This window comes from Geopseudomonas aromaticivorans (genome assembly GCF_019097855.1).
GTDB lineage: Bacteria > Pseudomonadota > Gammaproteobacteria > Pseudomonadales > Pseudomonadaceae > Geopseudomonas > Geopseudomonas aromaticivorans.
The window spans coordinates 150953-168895 of the sequence record NZ_JAHRGL010000040.1 but is presented as its reverse complement, the minus strand read 5'-3'; the positions used below and the strand labels follow the sequence as shown (position 1 = coordinate 168895).

At 69.4% G+C, this 17943-nt stretch carries 19 protein-coding genes; 12 read left to right on the top strand and 7 right to left on the bottom strand.

The features are described 5' to 3' along the window. Window positions 1-69: 69 nt before the first annotated feature. The 3 genes from KRX52_RS14080 to hrpB all read right to left on the bottom strand — a co-directional run bounded on the left by KRX52_RS14080 (window position 70) and on the right by hrpB (window position 4553). The gene (locus tag KRX52_RS14080; RefSeq protein WP_217682345.1) at window positions 70-909 is read right to left on the bottom strand and encodes an SDR family oxidoreductase; all 840 of its coding nucleotides are present in this window, start codon (window positions 907-909) and stop codon (window positions 70-72) included. Window positions 910-1029: 120 nt separating this feature from the next. After that, window positions 1030-1776 carry a sulfite exporter TauE/SafE family protein gene (locus KRX52_RS14075; protein ID WP_217682344.1) on the bottom strand — a complete coding sequence of 249 codons (747 nt, stop codon included), beginning with the start codon at window positions 1774-1776 and terminating at the stop codon, window positions 1030-1032. Between the two features lie 230 nt (window positions 1777-2006). Beyond that, window positions 2007-4553 carry an ATP-dependent helicase HrpB gene (gene hrpB / locus KRX52_RS14070; protein ID WP_217682343.1) on the bottom strand — a complete coding sequence of 849 codons (2547 nt, stop codon included), beginning with the start codon at window positions 4551-4553 and terminating at the stop codon, window positions 2007-2009. Window positions 4554-4702: 149 nt separating this feature from the next. Between hrpB and pmcY the strand changes: the two genes are divergently transcribed. The 5 genes from pmcY (at window position 4703) to KRX52_RS14045 (ending at window position 7692) form a co-directional block, all read left to right on the top strand. Next, window positions 4703-5119 carry a periplasmic Zn2+ metallochaperone PmcY gene (gene pmcY, locus KRX52_RS14065; RefSeq protein ID WP_217682342.1) on the top strand — a complete coding sequence of 139 codons (417 nt, stop codon included), beginning with the start codon at window positions 4703-4705 and terminating at the stop codon, window positions 5117-5119. 11 nt (window positions 5120-5130) lie between these two features. Further along, on the top strand, window positions 5131-6003 hold the full coding sequence (locus tag KRX52_RS14060) for a cation diffusion facilitator family transporter (protein WP_217682341.1): 873 nt from the start codon (window positions 5131-5133) through the stop codon (window positions 6001-6003). Window positions 6004-6376: 373 nt separating this feature from the next. Next, window positions 6377-6853, top strand: a complete 477-nt coding sequence (locus tag KRX52_RS14055) for an Lrp/AsnC family transcriptional regulator (protein ID WP_217682340.1) — start codon at window positions 6377-6379, stop codon at window positions 6851-6853. Window positions 6854-7015: 162 nt separating this feature from the next. Then, window positions 7016-7219 (top strand): DUF2788 domain-containing protein, encoded by a 204-nt coding sequence (locus KRX52_RS14050; RefSeq protein WP_217682339.1) that lies wholly within the window; start codon window positions 7016-7018, stop codon window positions 7217-7219. 80 nt (window positions 7220-7299) lie between these two features. Continuing rightward, the gene (locus KRX52_RS14045) at window positions 7300-7692 is read left to right on the top strand and encodes a globin (protein WP_217682338.1); all 393 of its coding nucleotides are present in this window, start codon (window positions 7300-7302) and stop codon (window positions 7690-7692) included. Window positions 7693-7755: 63 nt separating this feature from the next. Here KRX52_RS14045 and KRX52_RS14040 read toward each other — a convergent pair whose 3' ends face one another. From KRX52_RS14040 to KRX52_RS14030, 3 genes are all read right to left on the bottom strand, one after another. Then, a complete protein-coding gene (locus tag KRX52_RS14040; protein WP_437439705.1) occupies window positions 7756-8403 on the bottom strand; it encodes a pseudouridine synthase in 648 nt (215 codons plus the stop codon). Next, a complete protein-coding gene (locus KRX52_RS14035) occupies window positions 8400-8966 on the bottom strand; it encodes an SEC-C domain-containing protein (RefSeq protein ID WP_217682435.1) in 567 nt (188 codons plus the stop codon). Before KRX52_RS14035 ends, KRX52_RS14040 begins: the two co-directional genes overlap by 4 nt. A 99-nt stretch (window positions 8967-9065) precedes the next feature. Beyond that, a complete protein-coding gene (locus KRX52_RS14030) occupies window positions 9066-10718 on the bottom strand; it encodes an acyl-CoA dehydrogenase family protein (RefSeq protein ID WP_217682337.1) in 1653 nt (550 codons plus the stop codon). Window positions 10719-10832: 114 nt separating this feature from the next. Between KRX52_RS14030 and KRX52_RS14025 the strand changes: the two genes are divergently transcribed. From KRX52_RS14025 to KRX52_RS14010, 4 genes are all read left to right on the top strand, one after another. Next, complete coding sequence (locus KRX52_RS14025) at window positions 10833-11630, top strand: hydroxymethylpyrimidine/phosphomethylpyrimidine kinase (protein WP_217682336.1); 798 nt, start codon at window positions 10833-10835, stop codon at window positions 11628-11630. Between the two features lie 36 nt (window positions 11631-11666). Continuing rightward, window positions 11667-12293, top strand: a complete 627-nt coding sequence (gene thiE, locus KRX52_RS14020; RefSeq protein ID WP_217682335.1) for a thiamine phosphate synthase — start codon at window positions 11667-11669, stop codon at window positions 12291-12293. Window positions 12294-12405: 112 nt separating this feature from the next. Beyond that, on the top strand, window positions 12406-13695 hold the full coding sequence (hemL, locus tag KRX52_RS14015) for a glutamate-1-semialdehyde 2,1-aminomutase (RefSeq protein WP_217682334.1): 1290 nt from the start codon (window positions 12406-12408) through the stop codon (window positions 13693-13695). Window positions 13696-13893: 198 nt separating this feature from the next. After that, window positions 13894-14442: a tetratricopeptide repeat protein gene (locus KRX52_RS14010; protein WP_217682333.1), complete on the top strand. Its 549-nt coding sequence runs from the start codon at window positions 13894-13896 to the stop codon at window positions 14440-14442. A gap of 94 nt (window positions 14443-14536) precedes the next feature. On the opposite strand, the gene KRX52_RS14005 is transcribed toward KRX52_RS14010, so the two are convergent. Next, window positions 14537-14869: a DUF1820 family protein gene (locus KRX52_RS14005; RefSeq protein ID WP_217682332.1), complete on the bottom strand. Its 333-nt coding sequence runs from the start codon at window positions 14867-14869 to the stop codon at window positions 14537-14539. Between the two features lie 130 nt (window positions 14870-14999). On the opposite strand from KRX52_RS14005, the gene miaB reads away from it, so the two are divergent. The 3 genes from miaB (at window position 15000) to ybeY (ending at window position 17941) form a co-directional block, all read left to right on the top strand. Further along, window positions 15000-16340 carry a tRNA (N6-isopentenyl adenosine(37)-C2)-methylthiotransferase MiaB gene (miaB, locus tag KRX52_RS14000; protein ID WP_217682331.1) on the top strand — a complete coding sequence of 447 codons (1341 nt, stop codon included), beginning with the start codon at window positions 15000-15002 and terminating at the stop codon, window positions 16338-16340. Between the two features lie 124 nt (window positions 16341-16464). Then, window positions 16465-17487, top strand: coding sequence for a PhoH family protein (locus tag KRX52_RS13995; RefSeq protein WP_217682330.1), 1023 nt, complete (start codon window positions 16465-16467; stop codon window positions 17485-17487). Continuing rightward, entirely contained in the window at window positions 17477-17941 is a 465-nt protein-coding gene (ybeY, locus tag KRX52_RS13990; protein ID WP_217682329.1) for an rRNA maturation RNase YbeY, read from the top strand. Before KRX52_RS13995 ends, ybeY begins: the two co-directional genes overlap by 11 nt. Window positions 17942-17943 lie beyond the last annotated feature (2 nt).

Here is a 17943-nt window from a genome sequence, read left to right as displayed (position 1 = left end):
CCGGCCAATCCCTGTCCAAGGGGCGAATTCATTCGCCTGACATGGCCGCATTGGCGAACGAGTTCGCCCCTACGAGGGTTTCAATCCCGACAGCCGCGGCAGCAGCAGCCGCTCGAACAGCCGCGGGCAGAAGCGCGCCAGCAACCGGGCGGTCCAATTGACGTTGGAGTGCACCAGCAAACGCTTGCGTCGCACCGCGGCGCGGTAGATGGCCTCGGCGGTGTCCTGCGGCGAGTAGACCTTGCCGACCAGCGGCAGCGGCTGCGGCGTCACCGAGCCATCGCCGACCAGCGCGTGCTTGCGGATGTCGGTGGCGGTGAAGCCGGGGCACACCAGCATGACGTTGACCCCGCTGTCCGCCAGCTCCAGGCGCAGCGTGTCGAACAGCCCGTGCAGGGCGTGCTTGCTGGCGTTGTAGGCGCTGCGCTGCAGCATCGGCGCGAAGCCGGACAGCGAGCTGAGCACGATGATCTGCCCGCGGCGGGCGCGGATGCTGGGCAGCGCCGCCTGGGTGCAGTGCAGCGCGCCGAAGAAGTTGACCGCCATCACCCGCTGGAACACCGCCAGCTCGGTCTCGGCGAACGGGCTGCTCTGCGCGATGGCGGCATTGTTGACCAGCACGTCGATGCCGCCGAAGCGCTCCACCGCCAGCGCCACCGCCGCACTCACCGCCTGCGCGTCGGCGACGTCGCAGCGCAGCGCCAGGACCTGGGCGTTGTGATGGTCGGCCAGGTGCTGGGCCAGGCTGTCCAGCGCCGCCTGGTCGAGATCGAGCAGCACCAGCCGCGCCCCGGCCTGGGCGAAGCGCAGCGCCAGCGCCCGGCCGATGCCCGCGCAGCCGCCGGTGATCAGCACCACCTTGCGGTCAAACACCTTGTTGCGAAATACCTTGCGAATGACGCGACGCATGGAGCCCTCCTGGCGTGATCGGTGGCTGCCTGCTTCAGCCGCTGCTGCGCACCGTCACACAGCGACGGGGTGACGCGGTGCCGTCACCTCCAGCATAGCCGCCCGTCGGGCGCGCACCGCTCAGAAACCGCTCGCCTGCCACAGCAGGCGCAACGCCAGCAGGGTCACGATGCAACGGAAGACCGACTTGAAGTGCGTCGCCGGAATCCGGTCGAGCAGCCTGAGGCCGAGCCAGCTGCCGGCCGCGCCGGCGAGGATCATCAGCGCTACCAGCGGCAGCCAGTCCCAGAAGGCGAAGCCGACCGCCGAGAACACCGCCATCTTCAGCAGGTGCTGGGCGCTCATGCAGGCGGCGAAGGTCGCGGTGGTCGCCAGCTTGTCCATGTCGTGACGATGGATGAAACCGGCCACCAGCGGGCCGGTGGCGCCGACGAACATCGATACCAGCGTGGTCAGCGCGCCGGCCAGCAACTGCCCGGCGGCACCGAGGCTGTGCCGGCCCGGCTTGGGCCCCCAGACCAGATAGAGGATGAAGGCGGCGACGCTGAACTGGACCCACTGCAGCGGCAGCTGGACGACGATCAGCGAGGCTAGCAGCGCCCCGCCCAGCGCGCCGAGGGCGAAGCGCCTGAGCAATCCGCGGTCGATGTGCTGGCGGGTCATCCAGGCGCGGTTGCTGTTGGAGCCCAGCTGCACCAGCCCGTGCACCGGAATCAGCGCCGCCGCCGGCACAATGCCGGCCATGATCGCCAGCAGCAGGACGCCGCCACCGATGCCCATGGCGCCGGTGAGCAGCGAGGTGAAGGCGGCAGTGACGATCAGCACACCGGCGTCCAGCAGGGAGAGGGAGGCGGGCAGCAGGTCCATGGCCGAAGGCCTCGATACAGGAAAGGAGCGGCCATTGTAGAAAGCTGCCGGGCGCACTGCACTCCCTGCACCGCACAGCAGCGCAGCAGCGCAGCAGCTGAGCCGCAGGCTGCTCGTAGCTCGTAGGGTAGAAAACTCGCGCAGCGATTTTCTACCCCGCCCCCGCGCCACTCCGGACAGCGGGCAATCGCTGCGCGAGTTGCGCCACCCTACCCGTCCACCACAGCATCTCAGGTGGGCTTGCGCGGCTTGGCCCGTGCGGTGGGCTCGGCGATCAGCGGGTCGTCCGGCCAGTAGTGCTTCGGATAGCGGCCCTTGAGATCCTTCTTCACCTCGACGTAGGTGTTGGCCCAGAAGCTGGCCAGGTCCTGGGTGACCTGCACCGGCCGCTGCGCCGGCGACAGCAGGTGCAGCTTCACGCCCAGGCGCCCGCCGGCGATGCGCGGCGTGGCGGCCAGGCCGAACAGCTCCTGCAGGCGCACTGCCAGCACCGGCGGCTCCTCGCTGTAGTCGAGGCGGATGCGCGAACCGGACGGCACCTCGAGGGTCTTCGGCGCCAGCTCGTCGAGGCGTTGCGGCAGCGGCCAGGGCAGCAGAGCCAGGAGGATCGCCGCCAGGTCGAGGGCGGCAAAGTGGCTGAGGCGGCTGACCTTGCCCAGGTAGGGCAGCAGCCAGTCCTCCAGGGTCGCCAGCAGCGCGGCGTCGGACACGTCCGGCCACTCGCTGGCGCCCTTCCCCGCCAGGTCGAGGCGGCGCAGCAACATGATGCGCGCCTGCCACTGGCGCAGCTCCGGCGTCCACGGCAGCAGCTCGAGCCCCTTGCGCCGCACCAGGGCGAGCAGTGCGCGGCCGCGGGCGGCCTCGTCGAGGCCGCTCAGCGCCTCGCTGCTCAGCACCAGCTCGCCGACCTTGCGCTGGCGCTCGGCGCGCAGCACGCCCTCGCGCTCGTCCCAGTCGAGCACCTCAGTCACGCCGACCTGCTCGGCCAGCGGGCCGTCGAACAATGCCGGATCGAGGTCGGCGGCCAGGTAGATGCGCTCCTCGCGCTGGCCCTGGCGGCTGCCGAGGTCGGCGATCACCAGCCACTCGTGCTTCATCAGCGCGTCAGGCTCGCCGAACTGCGCGGCGCGCCCGTTGGCCAGGCGGTAGTCGGCGCCGCCGGCGCGGCGCTGGCGGGCGATGCGGTCGGGATAGGCGAAGGCCAGCAGGCAGCCGAGCCAGCGCGGCTGTTCGGGGTCGGCGACCGCCTGTTCGACCCGCTTCGGCAGCAGGCTGCGGAACTGCCGAGCCAGCTGGCGGGCACGCTGGACACTGCCCTGGCTGTTTCGGGCGGCACGCGACTCGCCAGACAACAGGGCCAGGCGCGAGTGCAGGTCGGCGCCAGCGCCGCGCAGGATGTCGCGCTCGGAGAGCAGCGCGGCCAGATCGGCAGCCAGCGCGCCGAGGCCCAGCGCCTGGCCGCGCAGCAGCAGGTGGGCGAGGCGCGGGTGAGCCGGCAACGTGGCCATCGCCTGGCCGTGAGCGGTCAGCGCCCAGCCGCTGCCGCGCGGCACCAGGGCGCCGAGGCGCTGCAGCAGCTCGCGGGCCTGGGCCAGCGCGGCGGCCGGTGGCGGATCGAGCCAGACCAGCTCACTGACGTCGTCGACGCCCCAGCGCGCCAGCTGCAGGGCCAGGCCGGCCAGATCGGCCTGAAGAATTTCCGCGCCGGCGTGGGCGGCCAGCTGTTCGTGCTGGCTCTGCGACCACAGCCGGTAGCACACGCCCGGCTCCAGGCGCCCGGCGCGGCCGGCGCGCTGGGTCGCCGAGGCCCGCGAGATGCGCTGGGTGTCCAGGCGGGTCATGCCGCTGGCCGGGTCGAAGCGCGGCACCCGCTCGAGACCGGCGTCGACCACCACGCGCACGCCGTCGATGGTCAGGCTGGTCTCGGCGATATTGGTGGCCAGCACCACCTTGCGCGTGCCGGGCGGCGCCGGCTCGATGGCGGCGCGCTGGGCCATCAGGTCCAGCTCGCCGTGCAGCGGACAGAGGAGGATGTCGGTGCGGCCGCCGAACGCGTCCTCCAGCGCCGCCTGCACGCGGCGGATCTCGGCCTGGCCGGGCAGGAACACCAGCAGGCTGCCGCCCTGCTCGGCCAACGCCTGCAACACGGTCTGCGCCACCCGCGGCTCCAGCGCCTCGCCGGGCTGGGCGGCGCGGCCCCACTGGATATCCACCGGGAACATGCGCCCCGCGCTGCGCACCAGCGGCGCATCACCCAACAGCGCGGCCAGGCGCTCGCCCTCGAGGGTCGCCGACATCGGCAGCACCTTGAGCGGCGGCCCATCGCGCAGCAGCTCGCGGCCGTTGAGGGTCAGCGCCAGGGCCAGATCGGCGTCCAGGCTGCGTTCGTGGAACTCATCGAGGATCACCAGGCCAACGCCCTCCAGGCCCGGGTCGTCTTGCAGGCGGCGGGCGAGGATGCCCTCGGTGACCACCTCAATGCGCGTGCGCGGGCCGACCTTGCTGTCCAGGCGGATGCGGTAGCCCACCGTCGCGCCGACCGGCTCGCCCAGCTCGCTGGCCAGGCGCTCGGCGGCGGCGCGCGCGGCCAGGCGGCGCGGCTCTAGCATGACGATGGCCTGCCCGGCCAGCCAGGGTTCGTCGAGCAGCGCCAGCGGTACGCGGGTGGTCTTGCCGGCGCCGGGCGGCGCCTCCAGCACCACTTCGTGGCGGCGGGCGAGCGCCTCGCGCAGCGCGGGCAGGACGGCATCGATGGGCAGGGCGGACGACAAGCTCATGGGCACTCGCAACGGCAGACGGCAAGGGCGGCGATTATAGCGGCGAAGCGCCAGCGCCTTCCGGCCGTCATGACCGAACGCTTACACTATGCGCCCGCGTCTGGCACCGCACTGCCACGCTGCAGCAGCGCCACCCAAGGAGAAGATGCATGCGCACCTGTCACCGGATCGTCAGCGGCGTCCTCGCCGCCACCCTGCTCGCCCAGCTGAGCGGCTGCGGCACCTTGTTCTATCCGGAGCGCCGCGGCCAGCTCAACGGGCAGATCGACCCGGCCATCGCCGCCCTGGATGCCGTCGGCATCCTGTTCTATGTGATCCCCGGGCTGATCGCCTTCGCCGTCGACTTCGCCACCGGCGCCATCTACCTGCCGGAGGGCCGCTACTCTGTGGCGCCCGAGCGCCTGCAGGATGCCATCGGCAGCGACGGCCGTATCGACCACGTCCGCCTGCGCGCCATCCTGCAAGAGGAGCTGGCCCGCGACCTGCCGCTGGACGACCCGCGCCTGATCCGCCACAGCGGCAATCTCGAACAACTGGCCGCCTATGGCCTGCGCCCAAGCGCCTGAGGAGAACTGCAATGAATCTGAGCCGCGAACACGGCCGTCTGATGCGTCTGGCCTCGGGCGCCGCCCTGGCCACCGCGCTGGTCCTGATCGCCGCCAAGGCCTTCGCCTGGTGGCTGAGCGGCTCGGTCAGCCTGCTCGCCGGCCTTACCGACTCGCTGCTCGACGGTGCCGCCTCGCTGCTCAACCTGATCGCGGTGAACTACGCGCTGCGCCCGGCGGACGAGGACCACCGCTACGGGCATGGCAAGGCGGAGGCGCTGGCCGGCCTCGGCCAGGCGGTGTTCATCGCCATCAGTGCCGTGCTGGTCGGCATCCGCGGCTTCGAGCGCCTGCAGGCCCCGCAGGAGATCACCGCCACTGGCATCGGCGTGGCGGTGATGCTGTTGTCGCTGGGCATGACCGCCCTGCTGCTGGTGTTCCAGCGCCATGTGGTCAAGGTCACCGGCTCCACCGCGATCCGCGCCGACTCGCTGCACTACGCCTCCGACCTGCTGCTCAACACCAGCATCCTCGCCGCCTTGCTGCTCGCCGCCTACGGCTGGACGCGGGCCGATGCGCTGTTCGGCATCGCCATCGCCGCCTACATCCTGTGGAGTGCGCTGACCATCGTCCGCGAGTCGGCGGCGGTGCTGATGGACAAGGAGCTGCCGCTGGAGATCAGCGAGCGCATGACCCAGCTGGCCCTCAACGTGCCCGGCGTGCTCGGCGCCCACGACCTGCGCACGCGCATGTCCGGCACCCGCTGGTTCGTCCAGCTGCACCTGGACCTGCCGGCCAGCCTGACCCTGCACGAGGCGCACGACAAGTGCGAGGCGGTCGAGCAGATCATCCGCGACGAGTTCCCCCGCGCCGAAGTGCTGGTGCACGCCGACCCGCAGCATTGAGCCGTCCCCCCTACTGCCCCCTGACGCTGTCTGCCTGGCCGGCAGTGCAGGTGGGCAGCAATCGCGGGGCATAAAAAAGGGGCCTTGCGGCCCCCTGGGATGTTTCCTCCGGATCGCGGCTGCGGTAACAGCCTGCTCGTCGCAACGCCTGGTGGGCAGTGCGGGCCTGGGGCCGCAACCTTGTGGGTTGCCGGCAGCGCGGGCCTGATTGGGCTCTGCGCGGGAGTGAGCGTCCGGGCCTTGAAACTGATTCAAACTGTACGCGCCTTCGCGCAGCAGGAGTTTGCGAAGATTGCCCTTTAAAACATGACTTGCGCAAGCAAATGCCAATCCAGCATGCTTCTGCGCAATTTCAGCGAACCGACCGGCCATCATGAGCAAACTCGACCGCTACGACCTGCGCATCCTCGCCGAACTGCAGCGCGACGCGCGGATTTCCAACCAGGAACTGGCCGAGCGCATCGGCCTGTCGCCCTCACCCTGCTCGCGGCGGGTCAAGCAGCTGGAGGACGACGGCTACATCCTGCGCCAGGTCGCCCTGCTCGACCGCAAGAAGCTCGGCCTGACCCTCACCGTGTACGTGCTGGTGGGCATGGACCGCCACACCCCGGAGCGCTTCGAGCACTTCGAGTCGGCCATCCGCCAGTGCCCGCAGGTGCTCGAATGCAGCCTGGTGACCGGCATGGAGGCGGACTACCAGCTCAAGGTGGTGGTGCCGGACATGGACCACTACCAGCAGTTTCTGCTCGGCACCCTGACCCGCATCGAGGGCGTCTCCAGCGTGCGCTCGAGCTTCGTGCTCAACCAGGTGCTGGCCGGCACCGAGCTGCCGCTGGAACACCTGCGCTGACGACCTGCTGGCATAAAATGTGAAGCCTTCGCATTTTGCCGTTTGCCTAGCGAACCCAAGAGCCTATAATTCGCGCGCATTTTTGCGCATGCCTGCGTGGCCGAACACATAATAACTATCGCCCGCCCCCTGAACGTACCGCATCTCCTGCAGGAGGGATCGATGGACCCGGAAGTTTTCGAACACTGGATGATGACTGGCCTGATCGTCGGCCTGGTCGGATTCATGGCTTTCATCGTCTGGGATCTGGCGAAAAAATCCAATGCCGGCAAATTCGGCACCATGATTCTGTTTTTTGCCCTCGGTTTGGGCGTCCTTGGCTTCGTCATCAAGACTGTGGTGATTGGCAGCCTCGAAGGCATGTAACCCCCAAGCGTTCGCAAGCCCCACAACAACCCCTGCATGATGCACCGGGGTGACGGGACTATTTGCCCCAAAGGATAATCATGACCGCCGCCAATCGTGTGATGCAAAGCTACGGCCGCTGCTGCGCCAGCCCGAACTTCTTCGATACCTTCTACCAACACTTCCTCGCCAGCTCGCCGGCGATCCGCGACAAGTTCACCAAGACCAACATGGTCGCGCAGAAGCAACTGCTGCGCGCCGGCATCCTCAACCTGGTGCTGTACGCACGCGGCATGTCCGACACCAAGCTGCGCGCCCTCGGCCAGAGCCACTCGCGCGAAGGCCTGGACATCCGCCCGGAACTCTACGACCTGTGGCTGGACTCGCTGCTGCTGGCGGTCAAAGAGCATGACAAGGATGCGGACACCGACATCCTCGCCGCCTGGCGCGAAGTCCTGGGCAAGGGCATCAACCTGATCAAGTCGTTCTACTGATCAGCCCGCCGGCGCCCCAAGTCGCCGGCACAGGCTCCCGGGCACGCCCTGCCGCGCAGCCACTCACAACTGCGGCGGCACTTCCCGCCACTCTCCCGGCGCCAGGCCGTCCAGGCTCCAGGGCCCGATGCGCACCCGCACCAGACGCAGGGTCGGCAGGCCCACCGCCGCGGTCATGCGCCGCACCTGGCGGTTGCGCCCTTCGCGGATGGTCAGCTCCAGCCAACAGGTCGGCACGCTCTTGCGAAAGCGCACCGGCGGCTGGCGCTCCCACAGCGCCGGCGTAGCGATGCGGCGCGCCTCGGCCGGCAGGGTCGGGCCGTCGTTCAGTTCGACGCCGGCGCGCAGTCGCGCCAGCTGCTCCTCGCTCGCCTCCCCCTCCACCTGCACCCAGTAGGTCTTCGGCAACTTGTGCTTGGGATCGGCGATGCGCGCCTGCAGGCGGCCGTCGTTGGTCAGCAGCAGCAGGCCCTCGCTGTCGCGATCCAGGCGGCCGGCCGGGTAGACGCCGGGCACCGGGACGCAATCCTTGAGGGTGGCGCGCCCCTCGGCGTCGGCGAACTGGGTCAGCATGTCGAAGGGCTTGTTGAGCAGCAGCAGGCGCGGCTCGGCGGGCGGCGCCTTGGCCACCCGCCGCGGTGCCTGCGCCTTGCCCGCCAGCTGACTGCGCGGCGAGCGGGCGGCAGGGCTGCGCGGTGGACGCGACTTCACAGGCTGTCCCGCAGCCGCTGGCTGCAGCAGTTCTGGTAGCGCTTGCCGCTCTGGCACGGGCACGGCTGGCTGCCGCTGCCGCCCAGCTCCAGCCAGCCCTCCAGGCGCTCGCAGGTCTGCCGCAGGGTCAGCCGCGTCTCCTCGCCCAGTACCGGACGGGCGAGGATGCCGCACACCCGCAGGTAATCCTCCAGCAAGGCATCGCGATGCAGCGCCTGGTAGCGCTCGACGATCGGCACACCCTCGTAGCGCCGCTGCGGGTCGGGCAGGAACAGCCAGGCCTGACTGCCGGGCAGCACGTTCCACAGCCGGCCGCTGCCGTCGCGCCAGCAGGCGCTGAACACCGCTCGCAGCGCCTGGCCCGGCCACTCCTGCAGGCACCAGCCATCGACCCGCTGGCCCCCCAGCGCGGCCACCGCGCGGCCGACCGAGTACCAGGGCTCGCCGCCCAGGCTTTCCGGCAACGGCAGCGGCGCGGCCACCTCGGGCTCGCCGTCGGCCACCAGGGTGCGGGCGAAGCGGCGCAGGGGGTTGCTGAAGCGGACAGGATCGACAAAGGCCATAGGACGGTTTCGCAAGACGGCGCCCGACCGGCCCGCAAGCGAGCCGCCGCGACGGCTGCGGCGCGGGCTGAGACGCGCATTCTAGCCGCCGCGCCGGCCTCAGTCGAACGCCTGCAGCCGGCTGCGCGCCAGCAGCGCCGCCACTTCCACGCCGCGCGGCAGGCAGCCGTAGACCGTCGCCGGCGCATCCAGCCGGGCGGCGATGAAGGCGTCGCTCACCGCGGCATTGCCGGCCTGCAGCAACAGGCCGGCCTGTAGCGCCACGGCGATCTCGCCACACAGCTGGCGGGCGCGATATTCCAGGCTCTCGCGATCCTGCAGGGCATGCTTGAGGCGCAGCACCTGCGCCTTCAGCCGTGCCTCGCCATGGCCGTCGCCCAGCTCGGCGAACAGCGCCTCGGCCACTTCCGGGTTTTTCTCCAGTGCGCGCAGCACGTCCAGGCACTGCACGTTGCCGGAGCCCTCCCAGATCGAGTTGACCGGCGCCTCGCGGTACAGCCGCGGCAGGATGCTCTCCTCGACGTAGCCGGCGCCGCCCAGGCATTCCTGCGCCTCGTTGACGAAGGCCGGCGCGCGCTTGCACACCCAGTACTTGCCGACCGCGGTGAGCAGGCGGGCGAAATGCCGCTCCTGCTCGTCTTCCGGGCGCTCCAGGGCATGGCCCAGGCGCAGGCTGAGGGCCAGCGCCGCCTCGCTGTCCAGGGCCAGGTCGGCCAGCACGTTCTGCATCAGCGGCTGCGCCTCCAGCACCCGGCCGCCGACTTCGCGCTGCGCGCAGTGGTGCAGGGCCTGGCTCAGCGCCTGGCGCATCAGCGCCGCCGAGCCGGTCATGCAGTCGAAACGGGTCAGCGCCACCATCTCCAGCACCGTGGCGATGCCGCGCCCCTCTTCGCCGACCATCCAGGCCAGGGAGCCGCGCAGTTCGATTTCCGCCGAGGCGTTGCTGCGGTTGCCCAGCTTGTCCTTCAGCCGCTGGAGATGGATGTGGTTGTGGCTGCCGTCCGGACGCAGGCGCGGCAGCAGGAAGCAGCTCAGCCCGCCCTCGCTGTGCGCCAGGGTCAGGAAGGCATCGCTCATCGGCGCCGAGCAGAACCACTTGTGGCCGAGCAGCTCGTAGGCCTGTCCCGGGCCCATGGCACCGAGGGCGAAGGCGCGGGTGGTATTGGCGCGCAGGTCGGTGCCGCCCTGCTTCTCGGTCAGCGCCATGCCCAGGGTCAGGCCGCGCTTCTGCGCGACCGGCAGCGGCTGTGGGTCGTAGTCGAGGCTGAGCACCTTGGGCAGCCAGGCCTCGGCCAGTTCCGGCTGGCGCCGCAGCACGGCGACGCCGGCATGGGTCATGGTCAGCGGGCAGGCGCTGCCGGCCTCGGCCTGGTTGTGCAGGTAGAACAGCCCGGCGCGCAGCACTTGGGCACCGGGCCGCGGCTCGCGCCAGGGCAGCGCGTGCAGGCCGTGGCCGATGCCGGCCTGCAACAAGCGGTGCCAGGCCGGATGGAACTCGACCTGGTCGAGGCGATAGCCATAGCGGTCGTGGCTGTGCAGCTCGGGCAGATGGCGATTGGCGGCGAAGCCGGCCGCCAGCAGCGGGCCGCCGGCCAGATCGCCGTAGGCCGCCAGGCGCGCCTCGCCCCAGCTGGCGCCGAAGCGCTGCAGCCACTCCTGCAGCGGCCGGTCGCCGCGGTACAGGTTGCTGCCGTCCAGCGGCGTCGGTTGGTTGGTCACGGTATGGGTGTGTGCGTATTGCTCCAGACTCATCGTCCACCTCCGGCAGGGTGCATCTCCTGCAGTGAAGCAGAACCACGGCGCGACGCCTGCCGGGCGCCGCGCCGGGCAGGCCGCCGGGCGACTTTGGTGGTAAGCTCGGCAGCCATGAACAGATACCCTTCGCGTCCCGTCGTCCTCTGTCTTTCCGGCCACGACCCCAGTGGCGGTGCCGGCCTGCAGGCGGACATCGAGGCCCTGCTCGCCCAGGGCTGCCACGCCGCGCCGGCGGTCACCGCGCTGACCGTGCAGGACACCGTCAACGTTTCCGACTTCCGCGTGCTCGACCGCGCCTGGGTGCTCGCCCAGGCCAACGCGGTGATTGCCGACTTGCCGGTCGCGGCGGTCAAGCTGGGCATGCTCGGCTCGCTGGAAATGGTCGATACCGTGGTCGAGATCATGGCCAGGCTGCCCAGCGTGCCGCTGGTCTGCGATCCGGTGCTGCGCGCCGGCGGCGGCGGTGCCCTGGGCAAAGACGAGGTCGGCTACGCCATCCGCGAGCGCCTGCTGCCACTGTGCCGCATCGCCACGCCGAACCTGCCGGAAGCGCGCATCCTCGCCGAGCTGCCCGCGGGCAGCGCCGACCAGTGCGCCGCCAAGCTGCTGCCCTACTGCGCGCACCTGCTGATCACCGGCGGCCACGGCGACGAGACCGAGATCCACAACCGCCTGTACACGCGCGACGGCGGCCAGCACACCTTCACCTGCGCACGCCTGCCGGGCAGCTACCACGGCTCCGGCTGCACCCTGGCCAGCACCCTGGCCGGCCGCCTGGCGCTGGGCGAGGAACTGGTCAGCGCCGTAAAGTCGGCGCTCGACTACACCTGGCGCACCCTGCGCGATGCCGAGCAGCCCGGTCACGGCCAGTACGTGCCGCGCCGCCTGCCGCTGGATTTCTGCTCCTGACCCTTGTGCCGTGACCTTCTGCCTGGAATAGCGCCGATGAAAACCCTGCGCGGACTCTACGCCATCACCGACAGCCAGCTGCTGGACGGGGGCCGCCTGCTGCCCTACGTCGAAGCGGCGCTGCGCGGGGGTGCGAAACTGCTGCAATACCGCGACAAGTCCGAGGATGCCGCGCGCCGCCTGCGCCAGGCCGAGGCCCTGCGCGAGCTGTGCCTGCGCCACGGCGCGCAGCTGATCATCAACGACGATGCCGAGCTGGCCGCGCGCCTGGGCGTCGGCGTGCACCTGGGGCAGAGCGACGGCTCGCTGGCCGCGGCGCGTGCCTTGCTCGGCCGCCACGCGCTCCTCGGCGCCACCTGCCACGCCCAACTGGAACTGGCCGAACAGGCCCGCCAGGAAGGCGCCAGCTACATCGCCTTCGGGCGCTTCTTCAATTCGCAGACCAAGCCCGGCGCCCCGGCGGCCACCCTTGAGCTGCTCGAGCAGGCCCGCGCACGCTTTCGCCTGCCGATCGTCGCCATCGGCGGCGTGACCCTGGACAGCGCCCCCGAGCTGGTCGCCCGCGGCGCCAGCATGGTGGCGGTGATCCACGCCCTGTTCGCCGCCGACAGCGCCGCCGAAGTCGAGCGCCGCGCGCGCGCCTTCAGCGCCCTGTTCGACTGACTTTCCCTGTAGGGGCGAATTCATTCGCCCGCTGTACGTCAAGGCGAATGAATTCGCCCCTACAGGACATGAATGAGCTTGCCCCGTTCCCGCCCCGACTCGAGAGGCCCCCATGTCCCGCTCCGAAATCCTGTTCAGCAACGCCCAGAAGCACATCCCCGGCGGCGTCAACTCGCCGGTGCGCGCCTTCCGCAGCGTCGGCGGCACGCCGCTGTTCTTCAAGCACGCCGCCGGCGCCTACGTCGTCGACGAGGACGATAAGCGCTATGTGGACTACGTCGGCTCCTGGGGCCCGATGATCCTCGGCCACAGCCACCCGGACGTGCTCGACGCGGTGCGCCGCCAGCTGGAGCACGGCCTGTCCTACGGCGCGCCGACCGCCATGGAAACCGAGATGGCCGAGCTGATCTGCTCCCTGGTGCCGTCGATGGAGATGGTGCGCATGGTCAGCTCCGGTACCGAGGCGACCATGAGCGCGATCCGCCTGGCGCGCGGCTACACCGGTCGCGACAGCATCATCAAGTTCGAGGGCTGCTACCACGGCCACTCCGACAGCCTGCTGGTCAAGGCCGGCTCCGGCGCGCTGACCCAGGGCGTGCCCAGCTCCGCCGGGGTGCCGGCAGCCTTCGCCAAGCACACCCTGACCCTGGCCTACAACGACCTCGCCGAGGTGGCCGCCACGCTGCAGGAAGTCGGCCAGGAAGTGGCGTGCATCATCGTCGAGCCGGTCGCCGGCAACATGAACTGCGTGCCGCCGGCGCCGGGCTTCCTCGAAGGCCTGCGCGCGCTGTGCGACCAGCACGGCGTGGTGCTGATCTTCGACGAGGTGATGACCGGCTTTCGCGTCGCCCTCGGCGGCGCCCAGGCGCACTATGGCGTCACCCCGGACCTGTCGACCTTCGGCAAGATCGTCGGCGGCGGCATGCCGGTCGGCTGCTTCGGCGGCAAGCGCGCGATCATGGAATGCATCGCCCCGCTCGGCCCGGTCTACCAGGCCGGCACCCTGTCCGGCAACCCGCTGGCAATGGCCGCCGGCCTGACCACCCTCAAGCTGATCAGCCGCCCGGGCTTTCACGCCGAACTGAGCGACTACACCGCGCGCATGCTCGACGGCCTGCAGCAGCGCGCCGATGCCGCCGGCATCCCGTTCGTCACCACCCAGGTGGGCGGCATGTTCGGCCTGTACTTCAGCGCGGCAGACGACATCGTCACCTTCGCCGACGTGATGGCCAGCGATGCCGAGCGCTTCAAGCGCTTCTTCCACCTGATGCTGGACGGCGGCGTCTATCTAGCCCCCAGCGCATATGAAGCCGGCTTCACCTCCATCGCCCATGGCGAGGCCGAGCTGAAGATCACCCTCGACGCCGCCGAGCGTGCCTTCGCGGCGCTGAAAAAGGCCTGAAGCGGCCCTGCGGCGGCCCACATAATGGGCCGCCGCAGGGCAAACCCGGCTATTCTTGGGCTCTGCAGGCACATCGCCAGCAGGAAAAGCCGTTCAGGGCCTGTCATGACCCGCCGGCTTATTTCATAATGTGAATGCTGGCGCACTGCGCCGGCCGGGCTTCCTGGCCCGTTGACCCAGGGGAGATGTCCGACCGCCATGAACCGTGCTGGCCGCACCCTGCTGATGGGCTGCCTGTTGCTGACCACCCCGCTGCTAGGCCATGCAGGAGACAACTCCCTGCTGATTCCCGCCGACGGCAGTTGCGTGCTCGACACCCGCCCGGAAGATCTCGAACAGGCCCTGGCGCAATGCCGCCGCCTCGCCGAGGGCGGCGACAGCCAGGCGCAGTACGAGCTGGGCGAATACTTCTACGATGCCAGCCGTCACCCACAGGATCTGCCGCAGGCCGTGCACTGGTACGAGCAGGCGTCCCTGCAGGGTCATGCCGAGGCGCAACTGCGCCTGGGCACGCTGTTCTGGCACGGCGAAGGCGTGCCGGCGAGCGCCATGCAGGCCTACATCGTGCTGAAGATGGCGGCGGTCAATGGTTCGGAGGAGGCGATGGACAGCGCCGACCAGGTGGCCGAGCAGATGGACCGCGAGCAGCTGGAGCGCGCCAACCGCGTACTCGGCGAGATCTTCCGCAACTACCTGCAGGAACTGCAGGCCAGCGACACCCGCTCACCGTTCGCGCCGCTGCCCTGAAGTCTTGCGCAGAGCGATTGTCCAACGCCAGACCACGCTGCGGGGAATGGTGGAAAATCGCTACGCGAGTTATCTACCTACCCGGCTGATGCCTTCAGCCGTTGCGATCCGGCATCGGCGGCATGGGGAACGGCATGACATTGCTGCCGCCCTTGGCCTCGCTGATCTTCGCCGTGCCCAGGCGCTCCACCTCGTCGATGCGCACGATGGCGTGCATCGGCACGAAGCTGCGCAGCACGCCGTCGAACTGCGCCTTGAGCTTCTCCTCGCTGGGATCGACCACCAACTGGCTGCGCTCGCCGAAGACGAACTCCTCGATCTCCAGGAACCCCCACAGGTCGCTCTGGTAGATGGCCTTGGCATACATCTCGAATACCTGACCCTGGTTGAGGAAAATCACCTTGAAGATGGGCGCGGGCTTGCTCATGGATCGCTGGACCAACGGGGACTTGCGGGAAGGGCGCGCATCCTAGCACATCCTCCCGGCGGCCAAGCCTAGGAAGGCTGCGCCCCACTCCCTATAATGCGCGGCTCACTGATTTTCCCGACGAGCACCCATGGCCAAGAAGCTTTTCATCGAAACCCACGGCTGCCAGATGAACGAGTACGACAGCTCGCGCATGGCCGACCTGCTGGGCGAACATCAAGCCCTGGAGCTGACCGAGCGCCCCGAAGAGGCCGACGTCATCCTGCTCAACACCTGTTCGATCCGCGAGAAGGCCCAGGACCGGGTGTTCTCCCAGCTCGGCCGCTGGCGCGAACTGAAGCAGCAGAACCCGGCGCTGGTGATCGGCGTCGGCGGCTGCGTGGCCAGCCAGGAAGGCGCGGCGATCCGCGAGCGCGCGCCCTACGTCGACGTGGTGTTCGGCCCGCAGACCCTGCACCGCCTGCCGGAGATGATCGACGCCGCGCGCAGCACCCAGCAGCCGCAGGTGGACATTTCCTTCCCCGAGATCGAGAAGTTCGACCGCCTGCCCGAGCCGCGCGTCGACGGCCCCAACGCCTTCGTCTCGGTGATGGAAGGCTGCAGCAAGTACTGCGCCTTCTGCGTGGTGCCCTACACCCGCGGCGAGGAAGTCAGCCGGCCGCTGGCCGACGTGCTCGGCGAGATCCTGCACCTGGCCGAGAACGGCGTGCGCGAGGTGACCCTGCTCGGCCAGAACGTCAACGGCTACCGCGGTGACGCCGGTGGCGGGCGCATCGCCGACTTCGCCGAACTGCTGCACGCGGTGGCGACCATCGACGGCATCGACCGCATCCGCTACACCACCAGCCATCCGCTGGAGTTCTCCGACGCCATCATCCAGGCCCACGCCGAGATTCCCAAGCTGGTGAAGTACCTGCACCTGCCGGTGCAGTCCGGCTCCGACCGCATCCTGGCGGCGATGAAGCGCAACCACACCACACTGGAATACAAGTCGCGCATCCGCAAGCTCAAGGCGGCGGTGCCGGACATCTGCATCAGCTCGGACTTCATCGTCGGCTTCCCCGGCGAAACCGAGAAGGACTTCGAGCAGACCATGAAGCTGATCGAGGACGTCGGCTTCGACTTCTCCTACTCCTTCGTCTACAGCGCCCGCCCCGGCACCCCCGCGGCCGACCTGGCCGACGACACCCCGGAGGAGGTGAAGAAGCAGCGCCTGGCCATCCTCCAGCAGCGCCTCAACCAGCAGGGCTTCGAGAACAGCCGGCGCATGGTCGGCAGCGTGCAGCGCATCCTGGTCAGCGACTACTCGAAGAAGGACCCGGGCATGCTGCAGGGCCGCACCGAGAACAACCGGGTGGTCAACTTCCGCGCCAGCAACCCGCGCCTGATCGGCCAGTTCGTCGACGTGCACATCGACGAGGCGCTGCCGCACTCGCTGCGCGGCACCCTGGTCGACGCCGCCGGCGCCTGAGCCCTCGCGCGGCGTCCGCCACGGGCGCCGCGCGACTTATCCACCATTGGCAGGCTTTCCCCCTCGGGCCCCTGCGGTTATTCTTCGTCCATTCCCCCAGCCGAACGGCGGCCAACAGAAGACCTTGAACGCACCCCTGGAACACCATCGCTTTATCCTGGAACCCTTCGAAGCACGCCGCTTCGCCAACCTCTGCGGACAGTTCGACGAGCACCTGCGCTTGATCGAGCAGCGCTTGGGCCTAGAGATCCGCAACCGCGGCAACCAGTTCGAGCTGGTCGGCGACGCCCAGCGCAGCCAGACTGCCGAGCGTCTGCTGCGCCGCCTGTACCGCGAAACCCACACCGGCACCGACCTGACGCCCGAAATGGTCCATCTGTTCCTGCAGGAGTCGGGGCTCGAAGACATCGCCCTGCCCGGGCATACGCCGACGGTGACGCTGAAGACCCGCAAGGTGCACATCACCCCGCGCGGCGCCAACCAGCAGCGCTACGTCAAGGCGATCCTCGACAACGACATCAACTTCGGCATCGGCCCGGCCGGCACCGGCAAGACCTACCTGGCGGTGGCCTGCGCGGTGGACGCCCTGGAGCGCGAGCAGGTGCGCCGCATCCTGCTGGTGCGCCCGGCGGTGGAAGCCGGCGAGAAGCTCGGCTTCCTGCCCGGCGACCTGGCGCAGAAGATCGACCCCTACCTGCGCCCGCTGTACGACGCCCTCTACGAGATGCTCGGCTTCGAGCAGGTGGCCAAGCTGATCGAGAAGCAGGTGATCGAGATCGCCCCGCTGGCCTACATGCGCGGGCGCACGCTGAACAACAGCTTCATCATCCTCGACGAAAGCCAGAACACCACCCTCGAGCAGATGAAGATGTTCCTCACCCGCATCGGCTTCGGCTCCACCGCGGTGATCACCGGCGACGTCACCCAGGTCGACCTGCCGCGCGGCACCAAGTCGGGTCTCGCCCACGTGGTCGAGGTGCTGCGCGACGTGCCGGGGATCAGCTTCACCCACTTCAAGGCCAAGGACGTGGTGCGCCACCCGCTGGTGCAACGCATCGTCGAGGCCTACGACCGCTACGAGCATCGCCTGCAAGGCAAGCCCGACAAGGTCAACGACACCGCAAGGGACGGCCGCCATGCAGATTGAACTGGATCTGCAGCTGGCCACCACGGCCGGCGATCTGCCGGACGAAGCCCAGCTGCGCCGCTGGTGCGAACTGGCCCTGCGCCAGCGCACTGCGCCGTCTGAGCTGACCATCCGCATCGTCGACGAAGCCGAAGGCCGCGAGCTGAACCACACCTGGCGCGGCAAGGACTACGCCACCAACGTGCTGTCGTTCCCGGCCGAAGTCCCCGACGGCCTGCTGGACATCCCGCTGCTCGGCGACCTGGTGATCTGCGCCCAGGTGGTCGCCCGCGAGGCCGGGGAGCAGGGCAAGAGCCTGGACGCCCACTGGGCGCACCTGACCATCCACGGCTGCCTGCACCTGCTCGGCTACGACCATATCGACGACGACGAAGCCGAGGAAATGGAAGCACTGGAGCGGCAGTTGCTCGCCGAACTGGGCTATCCCGATCCCTATGCGTGTGACGAAGAGTAAGG

Bases quoted from the DNA above. Each gene is read 5' to 3' on its own strand.
- KRX52_RS14080 (WP_217682345.1), bottom strand. From the start codon at position 909: ATGCGTCGCGTCATTCGCAAGGTATTTCGCAACAAGGTGTTTGACCGC.
- KRX52_RS14075 (WP_217682344.1), bottom strand. From the start codon at position 1,776: ATGGACCTGCTGCCCGCCTCCCTCTCCCTGCTGGACGCCGGTGTGCTG.
- hrpB (WP_217682343.1), bottom strand. From the start codon at position 4,553: ATGAGCTTGTCGTCCGCCCTGCCCATCGATGCCGTCCTGCCCGCGCTG.
- pmcY (WP_217682342.1), top strand. From the start codon at position 4,703: ATGCGCACCTGTCACCGGATCGTCAGCGGCGTCCTCGCCGCCACCCTG.
- KRX52_RS14060 (WP_217682341.1), top strand. From the start codon at position 5,131: ATGAATCTGAGCCGCGAACACGGCCGTCTGATGCGTCTGGCCTCGGGC.
- KRX52_RS14055 (WP_217682340.1), top strand. From the start codon at position 6,377: ATGAGCAAACTCGACCGCTACGACCTGCGCATCCTCGCCGAACTGCAG.
- KRX52_RS14050 (WP_217682339.1), top strand. From the start codon at position 7,016: ATGGACCCGGAAGTTTTCGAACACTGGATGATGACTGGCCTGATCGTC.
- KRX52_RS14045 (WP_217682338.1), top strand. From the start codon at position 7,300: ATGACCGCCGCCAATCGTGTGATGCAAAGCTACGGCCGCTGCTGCGCC.
- KRX52_RS14035 (WP_217682435.1), bottom strand. From the start codon at position 8,966: ATGGCCTTTGTCGATCCTGTCCGCTTCAGCAACCCCCTGCGCCGCTTC.
- KRX52_RS14030 (WP_217682337.1), bottom strand. From the start codon at position 10,718: ATGAGTCTGGAGCAATACGCACACACCCATACCGTGACCAACCAACCG.
- KRX52_RS14025 (WP_217682336.1), top strand. From the start codon at position 10,833: ATGAACAGATACCCTTCGCGTCCCGTCGTCCTCTGTCTTTCCGGCCAC.
- thiE (WP_217682335.1), top strand. From the start codon at position 11,667: ATGAAAACCCTGCGCGGACTCTACGCCATCACCGACAGCCAGCTGCTG.
- hemL (WP_217682334.1), top strand. From the start codon at position 12,406: ATGTCCCGCTCCGAAATCCTGTTCAGCAACGCCCAGAAGCACATCCCC.
- KRX52_RS14010 (WP_217682333.1), top strand. From the start codon at position 13,894: ATGAACCGTGCTGGCCGCACCCTGCTGATGGGCTGCCTGTTGCTGACC.
- KRX52_RS14005 (WP_217682332.1), bottom strand. From the start codon at position 14,869: ATGAGCAAGCCCGCGCCCATCTTCAAGGTGATTTTCCTCAACCAGGGT.
- miaB (WP_217682331.1), top strand. From the start codon at position 15,000: ATGGCCAAGAAGCTTTTCATCGAAACCCACGGCTGCCAGATGAACGAG.
- ybeY (WP_217682329.1), top strand. From the start codon at position 17,477: ATGCAGATTGAACTGGATCTGCAGCTGGCCACCACGGCCGGCGATCTG.